General features: G+C 35.0%; 8 protein-coding genes. 7 read left to right on the top strand and 1 reads right to left on the bottom strand.

Going from position 1 to position 17,842, the window contains the following annotated elements; all coding sequences use genetic code 11:
- Positions 1-5: 5 nt before the first annotated feature.
- Complete coding sequence (locus ACNC7R_RS08430) at positions 6-2,627, bottom strand: glycoside hydrolase family 3 C-terminal domain-containing protein (RefSeq protein ID WP_417940488.1); 2,622 nt, start codon at positions 2,625-2,627, stop codon at positions 6-8.
- 246 nt (positions 2,628-2,873) lie between these two features.
- Here ACNC7R_RS08430 and ACNC7R_RS08435 point away from each other — a divergent pair, with 246 nt between their 5' ends.
- The 7 genes from ACNC7R_RS08435 to ACNC7R_RS08465 all read left to right on the top strand — a co-directional run bounded on the left by ACNC7R_RS08435 (position 2,874) and on the right by ACNC7R_RS08465 (position 17,815).
- A complete protein-coding gene (locus tag ACNC7R_RS08435) occupies positions 2,874-3,905 on the top strand; it encodes a LacI family DNA-binding transcriptional regulator (protein WP_417940489.1) in 1,032 nt (343 codons plus the stop codon).
- Between the two features lie 284 nt (positions 3,906-4,189).
- On the top strand, positions 4,190-6,355 hold the full coding sequence (locus ACNC7R_RS08440; protein ID WP_417940490.1) for an alpha-glucuronidase family glycosyl hydrolase: 2,166 nt from the start codon (positions 4,190-4,192) through the stop codon (positions 6,353-6,355).
- Between the two features lie 108 nt (positions 6,356-6,463).
- A complete protein-coding gene (locus ACNC7R_RS08445) occupies positions 6,464-7,582 on the top strand; it encodes an endo-1,4-beta-xylanase (protein WP_417940491.1) in 1,119 nt (372 codons plus the stop codon).
- A 973-nt stretch (positions 7,583-8,555) separates the two neighbouring features.
- On the top strand, positions 8,556-11,645 hold the full coding sequence (locus ACNC7R_RS08450) for a SusC/RagA family TonB-linked outer membrane protein (RefSeq protein WP_417940492.1): 3,090 nt from the start codon (positions 8,556-8,558) through the stop codon (positions 11,643-11,645).
- Positions 11,646-11,657: 12 nt separating this feature from the next.
- A complete protein-coding gene (locus ACNC7R_RS08455; protein ID WP_417940493.1) occupies positions 11,658-13,601 on the top strand; it encodes a RagB/SusD family nutrient uptake outer membrane protein in 1,944 nt (647 codons plus the stop codon).
- Positions 13,602-13,840: 239 nt separating this feature from the next.
- Entirely contained in the window at positions 13,841-15,067 is a 1,227-nt protein-coding gene (locus ACNC7R_RS08460; RefSeq protein WP_417940494.1) for an SGNH/GDSL hydrolase family protein, read from the top strand.
- Between the two features lie 36 nt (positions 15,068-15,103).
- Positions 15,104-17,815: an alpha/beta hydrolase-fold protein gene (locus tag ACNC7R_RS08465; RefSeq protein WP_417940495.1), complete on the top strand. Its 2,712-nt coding sequence runs from the start codon at positions 15,104-15,106 to the stop codon at positions 17,813-17,815.
- Positions 17,816-17,842 lie beyond the last annotated feature (27 nt).

Consider the following 17,842-nt stretch of genomic DNA (forward strand, 5'->3'; position numbering starts at 1 on the left):
TATGACTAATCTATTTGAATAATCTGGGTTACGATATTGTTTTTTATTTCATTTTTTTCATCTGGCTGGCAGCCTCCAATAGCAAGCTTAATTTTGCCTGAGGACTGTTTTAGGTCACCTTCTGTAGTAATTAATGATAAGTCTTCAGGAGAAAGTGTAAAGTTGATTGTTTTACTTTCACCTGATTTTAAATTAAGCCTTTCAAATCCTTTGAGGCTTTTTAAAGGTGCTTTTACAGATGGATTTTGGTTGATAATATACAGTTGGGCAACTTCTTCTCCTTCTGATTTTCCGGTATTGGTTATTCTGACAGAAATAGACACAGACTGCCCTTTCTTTATTTTGGAAGGAACTTGTAACTGATCGTATTTAAATGAAGTATAACTAAGGCCATACCCGAAACCATAAAGTGGATCACCTTTAAAATAACGATACGTTTTGTTGTCCATATTGTAATCCACAAAAGCAGAAAGATCCGAATCGCTTTTGTAAAACGTAACAGGTAATCTTCCAGCAGGATTATAATCTCCAAAAAGAATATCTGATACAGCATTTCCAGTGGCCTGGCCTCCATACCACGCATTGAGTATGGCAGGTATATTTTCCGCTTCCCATGGGATGGCTATAGCACTGCCTGTCATCATCACAAAAACGACTGGTTTTCCAGAGGTTTTCAAAGCTTTCATCAGCTCGGTCTGGACTTTTGGAAGAAGAATAGAGGTACGGTCACCACCTGAAAAGCCTGGAAAGTTTACAGGCATTTCTTCGCCTTCCAGCTGTGGGGATATTCCGCCAACATAAATAAACGCATCGGCATCTTTATGGTTATCCACTATTTTTTTGAAATCCGTTTTTTCAAAATTACCGGTATTTAATGCAATATTGGCTTTTCCTTCACCCTGCCAGTATTCTAAAACTAATTTATAAACGGTATTCTTTTTCGTAATTAATTTAAACGTTTTTTCTCCCCATCTGTTTCTTTCCCATGCATTTATAACTTCTTTCCCATCAATCAAAAAACGATATCCATCATCTGCGCTAAGTTCAAAAGTAACAGAGCCATCCTTTTCTGCTGTAAAGTTTGTGGTATAGCGTGCAGAAAATTGGTTTGCTTTAATGTTTTTTATAACAACTTCGCCTTCCTGCCAAAAGTTGTTGATTTCTGGTTCGGTTCTTACAGCTTCAGGTTCGCCGGAAAGATTTTTGTTATTAAAATATTCGGCTTTAAAGCCCTGTTTTCCTTCGTAAGCGTATTGATTTTTAAGATTCTGATATACTAATAAAGTATCATTGGTAAAGTTGACTGCTTTTTCATAAACGATTTCCGTATTAGGACCTGCTTTTTCTTTAATTCCCTGTAAAACTGTTGTTAACTTGCTCGGAGTTCCGTTGTAATTTCCTAAAATGGATATAGAATTATCCGCATTAGGACCCAGTACTACGATCTTTTTCAGGTTTTTATTTAGTGGTAATACGTTTTTCTCATTTCGAAGCAAAACCATAGATTGTCTCGCCATTTTTAAGGCATGTTGCTGATGTACTGTACTTTCTAAAACAGAGGCCGGTGTTTGTGCATATTTTACCATTTCAACGGGATCAAACATTCCAAGTCTGAAACGAATCATAAAAAGACGTTTTACAGAAATATCAATTTGCTGCTCGCTTATTTTTCCGTTTTTTACAGCCTGAACCAAAGCTTTGTAAGCATCAGTACCACAGTCAATATCTGTTCCGTGAAAAACAGCATCTGCCGAAGCAGATTCGGCATCCGGATGTGTTTTATGATTTTTGAAGAAGTCATCGATTGCCCAGCAGTCCGAGGTTACATAGCCATCAAATTTCCATTGATTTCTTAAAATATCTGTCATTAATATATCGCTGGCACAACATGGCTGTGTCCTGAAAGCATTATAAGCACACATAACACCAGCTACTTTAGACTCGGTTACTAATTTTTTAAATGCAGGCAGATACGTATCCCAAAGTTCATAAGGGGTGACATCAACATTAAAAGTATGGCGTAAAGATTCAGGTCCGCTATGTACGGCATAGTGCTTAGCGCAGGCTGCAGCTTTTAGGTATTTAGGATCATCTCCCTGAAGGCCTTTTACAAATGAATCTCCCAGAACACTTGTCAGATACGGATCTTCACCATACGTTTCCTGTCCACGTCCCCAGCGTGGATCGCGAAAAATATTAATATTAGGTGTCCAGTAGGTGAGCCCTAAATAACGTTCATTGGTTCGGCCTGCTGCTACGGCTTTATTGTAAATGGCTCTTCCTTCAAGTGCGGAATAGTCTGCCATTTTAAAAAGTGAATTTTTATCAAATGTGGCCGCCATCGCTATTGCCTGAGGATAAACGGTTGTTTTAAAAGGAGTTCTGGCAACTCCGTGTAAAGTCTCATTCCACCAGTCATATGCAGGTATTCCAAGTCTTGTAATTGCTGGAGCCGAATTTAACATCTGTGATACTTTTTCTTCTAATGTTAACTGGCTTACGAGATCATTTACCCGTTCCTCAAAACTTAATTTGGTATTTTGAAACCGGAATTTATCCTTTTCTTGTGCAAGGCAATAGCATGAAATGATTAGTACAATTAGAGTTGTGATTTTTTTCGTTTTCATAAACTATATTTTATAGAGATGCAGAATTTAATTAAATAGAGGCTGCATAAACAACCGATTGTGTAAAGAAATAACTTTTTTTCATAATAAAAAAATTATGTCTGAAGAGATGTTCGAAAAAATGACAATTTAATATTTTGTATCGATATATTTTTATAAAAACGCTTATAATCTCCTAAATAAATGCAGAATATATTATTATAACATTAAAATAAGTACATTTACATTGATTTAGTACTTTAATTCATGGAAGAACACAGACATGTAACAATTTATGATATTGCAGAAAAACTGAATCTTGCAGCATCAACCATTTCACGGGCTTTAAAAGACCATCACAGTATAAGTGAGAAAACAATTAAAAAAGTAAAACAGACAGCTAAAGAAATGGGATTTGTGCCTAATACTTTAGCGGCTGGACTTCGGGGTAATGTGACTAAAACTATTGGAATTTTGATCCCCACCGTTACTCAGCCATTTTTATCATCATTAATTAGTGGTATTGAGATCGCTGCCCAAAAAGCCAACTATTCCGTCATTATTATGCAATCGCATGATTCATATCAGATGGAGGTAGATATGGCTAAGTCTTTATACAGTAATAGGGTAAGTGGGGTTATTTGTTCGCTTGCAATGGAAACGAAAGATACGTCACATTTTAAACAGTTCTCAAATAACAATATTCCTTTAGTATTTATTGACAGGGTACCTAAAGATTATGATACTTTTCGTGTTGTGATCAATAATTATTTAGCGGGATATAAGGCGACAAAACATCTTATAGAACAAGGATGTAAAAGAATTGCTCATTTAACAGCCGGATCAGAATTCGGGACGCTTTACAATGAACGTAAAAGAGGGTATATTGATGCTTTATCAGAGTATGGTATTCAGGTTGAAAATAATCTTATTGTAAGTTTAAAGGAAATGACTTATGATGAGGGGGTAAAAGCCTGTAATCAATTGTTTGACTTGAAATCACCACCAGACGGACTTTTTGCTCCAGGAGATATTCTTGCAGTAAGCGCAGTTCAAACCGCAAAAAAAAGAGGGATTAAGGTACCTGATCAATTTGCAGTAATTGGATTCAATAATGATCCTATCTCTGAAATAATTGAGCCTAACATTTCTACTATCACACATCCAGCTGAGAAAATGGGTAAAGCTGCCGCCGAATTAATTATTAAAAATCTCAAATCTGTTAAAGAAGAGGATGCCAAAGAAATTACATTCTTAAATACTCAGGTGCTTATACGTGAGTCGTCTAAAAAGCTATAAATTTTTATAAGCCATAGATTATGCAAAAATCTATTTTTTGTATGAACGATTTTATAGTTAATATATCTTTTGATATAATGTAGGATTTATTCTGATAATGTTTTAAAATAAGGCATAAAATGGATTTTTTATTTTTTAATTGCTTTATTTTTGTATTTTAGCACAACCGATTGCGAATATAATGATATTTTTGATACTGCATTTTTTTAGTATTTATATTGCTAAATAATCAGTTTAAGGTAAGTATAATGTTTGTATATAATTAAGGAGTAAACAGAAGAGTAATGAAACCTATAGAGAAGACTTTTTTAAAATTAAGCATATTGTTTTTTGTATTCAGTTGCCCGGCGTTGGCACAAAGAGATTATAAATTGTGGTTGCAATATGAAAAGAAAACGAATTCAAAACAAATTTCAGATTATTTATCAAATAGTAAAAGGATAGTAGTATTAGAAAACACAGAAACTTTAAAAATTGCTGAAAATGAATTACATAATGCTTTGCATGATATGCTGGGAAATAAAATTCAGACAGATGCAAAATTAGAAGGCAATAATACTATAATTTTAGGCTCAAAATTAGCATTAAGTCCTGAAATTCAAAAAGCAATTGGTTCCAGTTTTGATTTTATAAATGACGAAGGTTTTGTTATCAAGTCGGTTTCTCTAAAAAATAACAACCATATCGTTATTACAGGAAAAAAAGATATTGGAGTTTTATACGGTGTTTATAATTTTCTAAGATTGATTCAGACAAATAAGCCAATTCAAAATCTTAATATTGTTGATACACCGAAAACAAATATCAGAATTTTAAATCACTGGGATAATTTAGACCGTACTGTGGAGCGTGGATACGCCGGTTTTTCGTTATGGAACTGGCAAAAACTTCCTGAGTTTATTGATCAACGATATATTGATTATGCAAGGGCAAATGCATCGATTGGAATAAACGGAACCGTTTTGACTAATGTAAATGCAAACGCATTAATTTTAACACCTCAATACTTAGAGAAGGTTGAAGCCTTAGCCAAGGTATTTAGACCATACGGAATAAAAGTTTATTTGACAGCACGTTTTTCAGCACCTATTGAAATCGGGGGATTAAAAACTGCTGATCCAAAAGATGCTGATGTGGTAAATTGGTGGAAAGATAAAGCCAAAGAGATTTATAAAAGAATTCCGGATTTTGGAGGTTTTCTGGTAAAAGCAAATTCAGAAGGTCAGCCAGGGCCACAAAATTACGGAAGAGATCATGTTGACGGTGCCAATATGCTTGCCGATGCCGTTGCGCCATTTGGTGGAGTAATTATGTGGAGAGCTTTTGTCTATTCTGAACATGACGCTAATGACAGAGCAAAACAGGCTTATGCTGAATTTGTTCCTTATGATGGAAAATTCAAAGACAATGTGATCGTCCAGGTAAAAAACGGAGCAATCGATTTTCAGCCCCGCGAACCTTTTCATCCGATGTTTGGAGCTATGCCAAAAACGCCTTTAATGATGGAATTTCAAATTACCCAGGAATATTTAGGTTTTAGCACACATTTGGTTTTTCTGCCTAAATTATTTCAGGAAGTTTTAGAAGCAGATACTTATCAAAAAGGAAAAGGAGCAACCATTGCTAAAGTAGTTGACGGTTCTTATACAAAAACGAAGCTAACAGGTATTGCAGGAGTTTCCAATATCGGAAATGACTTAAACTGGACAGGGCATCCTTTTGCACAGGCAAACTGGTACGGCTTTGGGAGACTGGCCTGGAACCCCAATTTAGATTCTGAAACTATCGCTGATGAATGGCTGAGATGTACGTTTTCGAATGATGAAAATTTCATCAGCCCAATTAAAAGAATGATGATAGAATCTCGTGAAGCAGTTGTTAATTATATGACTCCACTTGGTTTACATCATATTATGGATACGGGACATCATTACGGTCCGGGACCATGGGTTTCTAATTTATCAAGGCCGGAATGGAATCCGGTGTATTATCATAAAGCAGATAAAAACGGAGTAGGTTTTGACCGGTCTAAAACCGGAACAAATGCAACATCACAATATGCTCCTGAAGTTGAAAAAATGTTTGATAATGTAAAGACTTGTCCTGAAAAAGATTTGCTATGGTTTCATCATCTTTCCTGGGATTATAAATTAAAAAACGGGCAAACACTTTGGAATGGTCTGGCTTTGAAGTATCAGGAAGGTGTCGATCAGGTAAAAAATATGCAAAATACATGGAATAAAGCTGAAAAATATATTGATATCGAACGTTTCAAAGAAGTTCAGATGTTATTAGCAATTCAGTATAAAGAAGCCAAATGGTGGAGGGATGCATGTCTGCTGTATTTTCAGCAATATTCGGGTAAGGAATTGCCTGTTGGAGTAGAGAAACCAACACAATCTTTAGAATATTTTAAATCATTGAAGTTTCCTTTTGCGCCCGGAAATTAAAAGATATTTAGCTAAAATCATCATTATTACTTACAGATTGTATTAAGAGACAAATAAAAACTGTACCAGAAATCAAAATAAAAAACGATCAACCTTAAAAACCATAAAATGAAATTAATTAATCATTATTTACTGCTTTTACCTCTAATCATCTTCACCAGCTGTAATGCACAGAAAAAAAAAGAAAATGCTATTTCATTGAAAGACAGTTATAAAAAAGACTTTTATATCGGTACTGCCTTAAATCTAAATCAGATTGAAGAAAAAAATGCCAAAGAAGATTCTTTAATCAAAAAAGAATTTAATGCTATTACAGCAGAGAATATCATGAAATCGATGTTTTTGCATCCTTCTAAAGATAAATATGATTTTGCAATTTCTGATAAATTTGTTGCCTATGGAGAGAAGAATAAAATGTTTATACATGGGCATACGCTAATCTGGCACAGTCAATTAGCTCCATGGATGGCAGAAATTAAAGACAGTACAGAAATGAAAGCTTTTATGAAAGATCATATTACGACAATTGTTTCTAAATATAAAGGACGAATTGATTCCTGGGACGTTGTCAATGAAGCTTTAAACGATGATGGAACATTAAGAAAATCAGTTTTTCTGAAGACACTTGGAGAGCAATATCTTGTTGATGCATTTAAACTGGCAGCTGCTGCAGATCCAAAAGTAGATTTGTATTATAATGATTATAATAATGAAGAGCCTGCAAAAAGAAAAGGCAATATTGATCTGATCAAAAAAATCAAAGCCGGAGGAGGAAAAATTGATGGAGTAGGAATACAGGCTCACTGGCGATTAGATAGTCCTTCGATAGAAATGATCGAAGAAAGTATTTTAGCATATTCTGCTTTGGGTTTGAAAGTAGCTTTTACAGAATTAGATATTACCGTTCTGCCAAATCCTTGGGATTTAAAAGGTGCTGATGTAAACCAAAATTTTGAAGGAAGTGCAAAAATGAATCCATATCCTGAAAAACTTCCTGATTCTGTTCAGGTGAAATTAGCTGAACGCTATGCGTCAATCTTTAAATTATTTTTAAAGCATAAAGATAAAATCAGCAGGGTCACATTTTGGGGTGTTCATGACGGACAATCGTGGTTAAATGACTGGCCAATAAAAGGAAGGACCAATTATCCATTATTATTTGATAAAGATTTAAAACCTAAGAAAGCGTATCATAACTTGATAAAGTTAAAAGAAATAAAAAAATAACGGAAACCTTAAGTAGTGATACTTGCTGATGATATTTTAGAATTTACTGAAGATCTCAAAAAAAATAAAATTCTGGACGAAAAAGGAATTGTTATATTGTTTTCAAATAATTAGCAGCTTTTTCGAATATTCATGGATTTATAAATATGATGGTAAATTTCACTTCTCTTATTCAATACAAGAGAGTAATTTTATTTTCTATGCAATTGGGGATAGTTCTTATGGATCTTTTACATATAAGGGAAGAATATTTAATCCGTTTACAGGCTGAGCTGTTTATCATTCTATATATGAGGTGGATAATGAATGGTATTTGTTCTGTCATAATTACCCTTTTTTAACACGCATTCAGGATTTGTAACATATAAAGTTTCACTAAAATGGATTACAGGAATAACGGCAAAAATGTTTCGATAAAAGAAATGAATTATAGTTTCATATAAAATAATGTTCAAATATTGATAGCTATGAAACGTTATTTAATACAAATAGATTTTACCTAATAAAAACATAAAATGATATTTTTCAAAAGCTCCTTTATTCAGGGAGCTTTTTTTGCGTAACAAACAACCGATTGTAATGCTTATTAATTAAAATTTGGAAAATTTTGACAAATTATTAGTACTTTTTATTAAGAAATCAAGTATATGATGTCTAGGTATAGTTGTTTTAACAGTATTTTACTTTTTAATTTTATATTTTGTAATAAATCTTAATATTTACGATTTACGTAGACAATTCGAATATTTACTTTTAAATTATTATTTTTAAACTCAAAATCTGTAAAAAAATGAATATAATTTATTTTTTATTCTTTTATATTACATACATTGTTTTTTTATATACATATTTTTATCAATAATTAAAAAAAATAATAAACAACCGATTGTGTATTAATTGTTTTTTTCTACATTTGTTACATACACTTATGACTAAACCAAAAAATGAATTTTAATTATTTAAATCAATTTTTATGACTAACTATTTTGTTACAATTAAATCGAAGCATTTAAAATGCTTTTGTTTTTTGATCTTAATGCTTGGCTTATCACTCCATGCGGGTGCGCAAACGAAAGTAAAAGGGACGGTATCGGATGCAAATGGTCCTATTCCAGGGGCTAATGTAAATTTAAAGGGGACTAAAACTGGCGTAAGTACTGGTTTTGATGGTACTTATTCTATTGATGTTCCTTCAAATGGGGTACTTGTTTTTAGTTTTATCGGTTTGAAAACCAAAGAAGTAGCCATAAATGGACAAAACCAAATCAATGTAAAGCTTGAAGAAGAGTCAGGCGTTTTAAAAGAAGTTGTCGTTATTGGATACGGTACACAAAGAAAAGAAGCGGTAACCGGATCTGTAGCTTCAATTGGAGGGAAAGAATTAAATGAGGTACAATCTGCTAACGTAACACAGGCATTACAGGGTCGACTTGCAGGTGTTGAACTAACGCAGACTTCAACAAAACCGGGAGCTGCTATGCAGATTCGTATACGTGGAACAAGATCTCTTACAGGTGATAATGATCCTTTAATTGTACTGGATGGAGTTCCATTTGGCGGACAAATTGGAGACATCAATCCGGTGGATATTAAGTCTGTTGATGTTTTAAAGGATGCGTCTGCAACTGCTATTTATGGTTCCAGAGGTGCAAATGGAGTTATATTGATTACAACTAATAAAGGACGTAAAAATCAAAGTGCTACATTTACTTACAATGGATTTACAGGTATTAAGAAGGTTTTTGGTCGATATGATATGATGGACGGTGTAAAATTTGCAGCGCTTCGTGATTATTCTGGTCTCTACACTGACGGGGTTGATGAGTCAAGAGATACTAATACAAACTGGCAGGACTCTCTTTATGGTTCTGGCGAAATGATTAGTCATGATGTGAGTGTTTCAGGAGGTACAGAGAGTGGTAGCTATAATGCAGGTTTAGGATATTATAAAGAAGAATCTGTTTTGCCAGGTCAAAAGTATGAACGTTTCAGTCTTAGAGGAGGTTTAGATCAGCAAATAGGGAAAAATTTCCGTATAGGATTTACTACTAATAGTAATTATGCTATTACAAATGGTGATAATATTGGAACAGGAACTATCTTAGGGACTTCTCCTTTGGCAAATCCATATAATGCAGACGGATCTTTGAAAAGGACAGTTAAAATGGCAAATGATGAAAATTGGGTCTATACAAGAAGCACCATAGAAGGTTTAGGAGATTCGTATGTAAACCAAACCAGAGCTTTTAGTTCTTATAATAATATTTTTGCAGAGGTCAAAATACCTGGAGTTGAAGGTTTAAAATATCGCATGAATGGTGGTTTGAACTTTCGTACTTCTAATAGTGGATATTATGAAGGATATGGAGTGTTTGATGTAAATCCAACAACTATTTCAAATGCTTCTATCGGTAATTCACTTGCAACACAATGGCTTATTGAGAACTTGTTAACTTATGATAAAACTTTTGCTAATAAACATACTATCAATTTTGTTGGGTTGTATTCAAATGAACAGCGTACAAGTAATAGTTCTCTTATAAGAAGAAATGGAATTACTTCTGATGCATTTCAGTTTTACAACTTAGGACAGAGTGAAGAAGAAGCAGTTATAAATCCAGCAGATCAGGATTATACACAATGGGGATTAACTTCCTATATGGCCAGATTAATGTATTCATATGATAATAAATATTTTATTTCGGGAACAGTTCGTTCAGATGGTTCATCAAGACTAGCACCTGGCAATAAATGGTTTACCTATCCGGCAGTATCTGTAGGATGGACAGTTTCAAACGAATCTTTTATGAAAAATCTTTCATGGGCTAATTTAGTAAAACTGCGTGCCGGTTATGGTACAACTTCTAATCAGGCTGTAGCTCCATATTCTACTTTAGGAGCTTTAAGTACAAGGCCTTACAATTTCGGAAGTACAAACTCTACAGGAGTGTATGTTACTCAGGCACCTAATCCTAATTTAGGCTGGGAATTTTCTACCACATGGAATTATGGATTAGATTTTGGATTCTTTAATAATCGTATATCTGGTACAATTGAATATTATAAAACACATACTACCGATGTTCTGCAAAGTGTTAATCTACCAGCAACAGCAGGTGTAAGTAATTATGTTGGAAATGTTGGAGAGACTGAAAATAAAGGTTTTGAAATAGCATTGAACGGAGTAATTCTTGATAATCCAAAAGGACTCAGTTGGTCGGTTGGTTTTAACTTATATGCTAATGATAATAAATTAGTCAAACTGGCTTCAGGAGCTACAAGAGATGAAGGAAACTCTTGGTTTGTTGGTCATAATATCAATTCTATTTATGATTATCAAAAAGTGGGTATCTGGCAGGAAGGAGATCCTTATATGTCAATCTATGAGCCTGGACCAACTGGTATTAATCAACAAGGAACAGTAGTAGGATCCATTAAAGTAAAATATACAGGTGATTTTAATCCAGATGGTTCGCCAACACGTGCAATTAATGCAAGTGATAGACAAATTATAGATACTGACCCGGATTTCCAGGGAGGTTTCAATACAAATTTAACCTACAAAGGGTTCGATTTTTCTGCTGTAGGAGCATTTAGAAGTGGTGGTGTCTTGATAAGTACTCTTTATGGAGGAGCAAGTTACCTGAACCTTCTTAATGGGCGTAGAAGTAATGTTGACGTTGATTACTGGACACCAGATAACAGAGATGCTGAATTTCCTAATCCAAGAGGTATTAGAAGCGGTGATAATCCAAAATATATGTCAACAATGGGTTATTTTGACGCATCGTATGTGAAAATCAGAGCACTAACGTTAGGTTACACGTTAGATCAGCAGTTTATGAGAGATTTAGGAATTCAGAAGCTTAGACTTTATGTAACCGCACAAAATCCTTTTGTACTTTTTTCTCCTTACCATAAAATGTCTGGAATGGATCCGGAGACAAACTCATTGGGGGATGAAAATCAGGCTGTAGCTTCATACAATAGAAGGTTTTTGGTTATTGGAACCAATACACCTACTACCAGAAATTATTTATTCGGACTTAACTTAACATTTTAATAAGGAACAACCATGAAACGATATATTTTTAAAAAATTAATTATAGGATCAGTAGTATTGTTCTCTTTTGCAGGCTGCTCTGATATTTTAGAAGAAAAACCACACGACTTTTATGAACCAGGGTATTTTAAAACAGAAGCAGGAGTAAAACAAGGATTAACTTCACATTATGCACATTTACGCTGGATATACGGACAGGCATATTATTATAATTCTGTTCAAACCGGTACAGATGAAAACACTTACGGGCAACAGGCCGACGGAAACTTTAAAGATCATGATTTATCAGGTGTTGGAGTAATAAATCCAAATTCAAGCCGAGCTGATGTAGTTTGGAACAACTCATATAATGATATTAATACTGCCAGCGGAATTATTGAAAATGGTGCAGCAGTAGGTGTAGCAAGCAGTTTAATTGCTGAGTCAAGGTTTTTTAGAGCTTTTGATTACTTTTTATTGGTACAGAATTTTGGAGGTGTACCTTTAGATTTAGGTGCAGGCGAACTGAAATTTAACACTAAGCCTTCTAGATCGTCTAAACGTAATACGGTAACAGAAGTTTATACTAAAGCTATTTTCCCGGATTTGGTGTCAGCTGTAAATGATTTACCTGTTGCACCTAGATTAACTGGTACTGTGACTAAAACAGTAGCTCGTTTATTTTTAGCAAAAGCCTATCTGACATATGCCTGGTGGTTAGAAAATCCAAATAATATCCCAACCTATCCTGATACACCAAGAGTAGATCCTGATGGACACAATGCTCAATGGTATTTTCAAAAAGCTTACGATATAGCTTTAGACGGAATTAATAATCCTGGTTCATATGGATTGTTGGATTATTATTATGATGTTAACTTGGGTTCTAATGACCGTAATAAAGAGGTAATGCTTTACGCAGACCATACTGAAGAAAGTGAATATTACAATGGTGCCAGTCTTACTTACGGAAGCGGAGGTTCACCTGATAATTTTGCAGGATGGATGGGGACATTCAATTACACCGCAATAAGAAGTAAAAATGGAACAGCTTCTGTTTCGTCTGTACAAAGAGCTGCTGATCAGTTTTTAGGGCGTCCTTGGGTAAGAATGGCGCCACCTATTGGAGTATTCACCAATACATTTGCTGACAAGACTAATGACTCCAGATATGATGGGACATTTACGTCAGTTTATCGAGGAAATTGGAATTTACTTGGTACGGGACTAACAAATGTAGCTACACTTACTAATGCTAATGGATTGTCTGTGACGCCTAATAGTGCAATTTTAACTTTCTTAAATGATGAACCAGGGACACCAATAACATATCCTACAGGAGCAGGTGACAGCGGAGTTGGTGGAGGAGTTTTACCAGGTAGAGCTGATTACGTTATTGCACCATCCGGAATAAACAGAATAGTTTATCCAGGTTTATGGAAGTTAGGGCCATATCGCACTGATAATGCAGGAGGATTAGGACAGCCAAATGCAGGTAGTACCAGACCATTTCCGATAGCTAAATTTTCAGAACTTTATTTTATTGCAGCAGAAGCTGCTGTAAAAGGAGCAACTGGTTCCATGACAGCAAGAAGTCTTATAAACGTAATACGTGCCCGTGCAGGAAAATGGCGTTGGAATAATAATGGTAATGTTGCAAAAAGTGAGGACAACAGTTCTATATTGACTAATGCAACTCCGGCTGTAATCACTATTAATTACATTTTGGCTGAACGTTCACGAGAGTATTATGGAGAGGGTTACCGTTGGTACGACTTAGTAAGAACTCAAAAATGGAATGAAATTGCTGGTCAATATTCAATTGGAGGGTCAACTTACGGTGATCATACACCGCAAGTTGTGACCAGAACTATTCAGCCATATCATTATCTGCGACCAATTCCTCAGGGACAAATTGATTTAATGGAAATGAGTGCTGCTGAAAAAGCAGAATACCAGAATCCAGGTTACAATTAATATTTTTAATATCATAATATGAAAATAGAAATAATTATTTGAGTGTAAATCTAGTGAATACCTTCTCATAATTGATTCTAAGTTTTATATACAATAAGCCGAGGGTAACTCTCTCGGCTTTTGAATTCTAATACAATTCATATATTAAGTATGTAATAGTTATTTAAAAAAAATCAATCCAATAACAGTCTGGTCTATTTAGAACTCTGTCAAATACTATAATACAAATAAGTGAACTTATGAAAAAAAGACAAATAATATCGATTCTGGCCTTAGTAAATCTGCTCATTTTTATTGTTAGTTGTAAATCTAGTCAAGTTTCAGTAGAAAGAACAGATAAAAATTGGGTAGGCACCTGGGCAACAGCACAAATGTTGGTAGAGCCTAATAACATGCCTCCAGAACCTGGTCTGGCAGAAAATACGATTCGACAGATTATCAGGGTTTCAATAGGAGGAAAGCAGTTACGTCTCCGTTTCTCTAATATATTTAGTGATCAGCCAACTGTTTTGAAATCGGTAAGTGTGGCAAATGTGGTTACTGCTCCTGAGATTGATCCGTCAACACAAAAAATATTACTTTTCAATGGAAATCCTGAAATAACAATGAATCCGGAACAGGAAGTTTTTTCAGATGCCTTTGATTTTGATTTAAAACCAGGACAACTTTTAGCCATTACCATTCATTACGGAGCAGCTTCCCATAAGACATCAGGTCATCCGGGTTCCAGAACAACTTCTTATATTTTACAGGGTGATAACGTCACTAATGTTGCTTTTTCAGGTGCGATAAAAACGGATCACTGGTACTCGATCATGGGAGTAGATGTTAAGAATGAAAATGCAGCTAATATTGTATGCCTTGGTAATTCTATTACTGATGGACGCGGATCAGGAGCAAACAAACAAAACAGATGGACAGACATCTTATCAGCCAGATTACTTGCCAATAAAAACACTAACCACATAGGGGTTTTGAATTTAGGAATAGGAGGGAATTGCGTGGTTAAAGGCGGATTAGGTCCAACGGCACTGAATCGTTTTCACAGGGATGTACTATCTCAAAAAGGTACAAAGTGGCTAGTAATTCTTGAAGGAGTGAATGATATTGGAGGAATTAAAAATCCTGAAGATGCTCCTCTTAAAGCTCAGCAACTAATCGAAGCTTACAAAGTCATGATTGATAAAGCACATGCTAAGGGAATAAAAGTATATGGATGTACCATATTACCTTTTCAGAAATCGTTTTATGACGCGCCCTACAGACAGGAAGCAAGAGATATTGTAAACGAATGGATTCGAAATAGTAATGCCTTCGATGCTGTAATTGATTTTGATAAGGCAATGGCTTCAGAAATCGGATCGAAAACTATTTTATCAGACATGCATGACGGTGACTTTTTGCATCCAAACGAATCGGGCTATCTCAGGATGGGAGAAGCAGTCGATCTGGATTTATTTAAATAAGATTTTAATAATTTTTGATAATAAAAAAATAGCGGTATGAAATTAATAACTAAATTTTTCGCATTTGCTATCCTTTTTTCAATAGCGCAAAAAGGATACTCTCAGGATCCTGATTTTCATGTTTATTTAAGTTTTGGCCAGTCAAATATGGAAGGATATGCTAAAATAGAAGCTCAGGATAAAGTAGGAGTTGACGACAGGTTTCAGGTACTGGCAGCTGTAAACTGTCCGGAGACAGGACGTAAAATGGGGAATTGGTACACAGCAGTACCACCTTTATGCCGATGTAATACCGGACTAACACCTGTTGATTATTTTGGAAGAAACCTGATTACCAATCTTCCTAAAAAAGTAAAAGTAGGCGTTATCAATGTAGCGGTTGGAGGCTGTAAAATTGAGCTTTTTGATAAAGATAAGTCAGCAGAATACATTGCAACAGCACCTGACTGGATGAAGGGCATGATTAAGGAATACGACGGAAATCCTTATGCAAGGCTGGTTGAGATGGCAAAAATAGCACAAAAAAAGGGTGTTATTAAAGGTATTTTACTACATCAGGGAGAATCTAATACCGGTGATACACTTTGGCCTAAAAAAGTAAAAATTGTCTATGATAATTTGATGAAAGATCTGAATCTGGATCCAAAAAAAGTGCCACTTCTTTCTGGTGAGACAGTACATGAAGAGCAAAATGGCAAATGTGGAAGCATGAATAAAATTATTGCGACACTGCCAAAAACAATATCGAATTCTTATGTAATTTCATCTAAAGGATGTACAGTTGAACCTGATTTTTTACATTTTAATGCTTCAGGTTACAGAGAATTAGGAAAACGCTATGCTCAGAAAATGCTTTCTTTGTTGGGATATCAATTTTCTGATAAAGGTATTTCTTTAAGAATGCAGGCTCCTGTTGGCTTTGATCAGTTGAATGCAGACTTACCTGCCGGAAAAATAGAGACTATTAATTATGAATCTAAAACGGTAGGCTCTGTCCGAAAAGCTACTGTTTATACACCTCCCGGATTCAATAAAAAGAAAAAATATCCTGTGTTATATCTTTTGCATGGGATAGGGGGCGATGAAAAAGAATGGCTCAACGAAGGTAATCCGCAGATTATTCTCGATAATCTTTACGCAGAAGGAACAATTGAACCTATGATTGTGGTGATGCCAAATGGCAGGGCAATGAAAGACGATAGTACTACGGGTAATATAATGGCTCCGGATAAAGTGCAGGCATTTGCAACTTTTGAAAAAGATTTATTAAATGACCTCATCCCTTTTATAGAAAAAAAATACCCGGTTTTGAAAGATAGAGAACACCGTGCTATTGCGGGTTTGTCTATGGGAGGCGGTCAATCTCTGAATTTCGGACTTGGCAATTTAGATAAATTTGCATGGGTTGGCGCATTTTCTGCAGCTCCAAATACTAAAATGCCCAAAGAATTACTTCCTAATCCTGAAGAAGCAAAAAAGAAATTAAAACTGCTCTGGATTTCCTGTGGCGATAACGACTGGCTTATCAGTAATAGTAAACGTACCCACGATTATTTATATCAAAATGATATTCCGCATGTCTATTATATTGAACCGGGAGTTCATGATTTTAAGGTATGGAAAAACGGTTTGTACATGTTCTCACAGTTTTTATTCAAGCCCGTCGATCCTTCAAGTTTTGTGAAATATACTGTTTTAGGAACACAGGCAGAAACAAATATCCGCAATGCTAAATATCCTCAAATACTGCCGGATAACCGGGTGGTTTTTAAAGTCAAAGCACCAGAAGCTACAAAAGTGCAAATTGATTTAGGAAAAAAATATGACTTGATAAAAGATGGGGAAGGTACATGGAATGTAACTACTGATGTCATTAATAAGGGATTTAATTATTATTCGCTACTTATTGATGGCGTAGCTGTTGCTGATCCGTCAAGCGAAAGTTTTTATGGTATGGGACGTATGGCCAGCGGAATTGAAATACCGAATAAAGAAGGAGATTTTTATGCTTTAAAGGACATTCCACATGGCGATATCAGGATTAAGAAATATTTTTCAAGAGCTACCAATTCATGGCGTGAAATGTATGTTTACACACCACCGGGTTATGAAGAAAATGCTACAGAAAAATATCCTGTCTTATATCTATTGCATGGTGGAGGAGAAGATCAGAGAGGCTGGGCCACTCAGGGTAAGGCGAATTTAATTTTAGACAATCTGATAGCTGAGAATAATGCAAAACCAATGGTTATTGCAATGCTTGACGGCAATATGGGAGGAACTGAAGGGTTTAATGAAAATTCCCTAAAAGCTTTTGAAACTGAATTGAAATTGGGAGCAATACCATTTGTAGAAAATAATTTTAAAGTAGCAACCGATGCTAAAAACAGAGCTTTGGCAGGATTATCTATGGGCGGATTGCAGACTCTTTATACAGGGGTTAAAAACTCAGATATGTTTTCTTATATAGGGGTATTTAGCTCAGGCTGGTGGGCTAATAATCAAACACTATCAGAACCTCAGTATGAATTTATGAAAAACAATACCGCCGCTATTAATTCAAATATTAAAGAATTTTGGATTTCGATGGGAGGTAAAGAAGATATTGCTTTTGAAAATTGTAAAATAATGCTAAGCAGGTTTGACCAGATAGGCATCAAATATAAATACAGTGAATATCCGGGAGGGCATAGCTGGCCGGTATGGAGGCATGACTTATTTATGTTTGCACCTCTGTTGTTCAGATAGAAAGTAATTTTTGTAATTGATTTTAAT

Origin of the sequence: Flavobacterium adiutor (assembly GCF_048282555.1) — a bacterium.
GTDB lineage: Bacteria > Bacteroidota > Bacteroidia > Flavobacteriales > Flavobacteriaceae > Flavobacterium.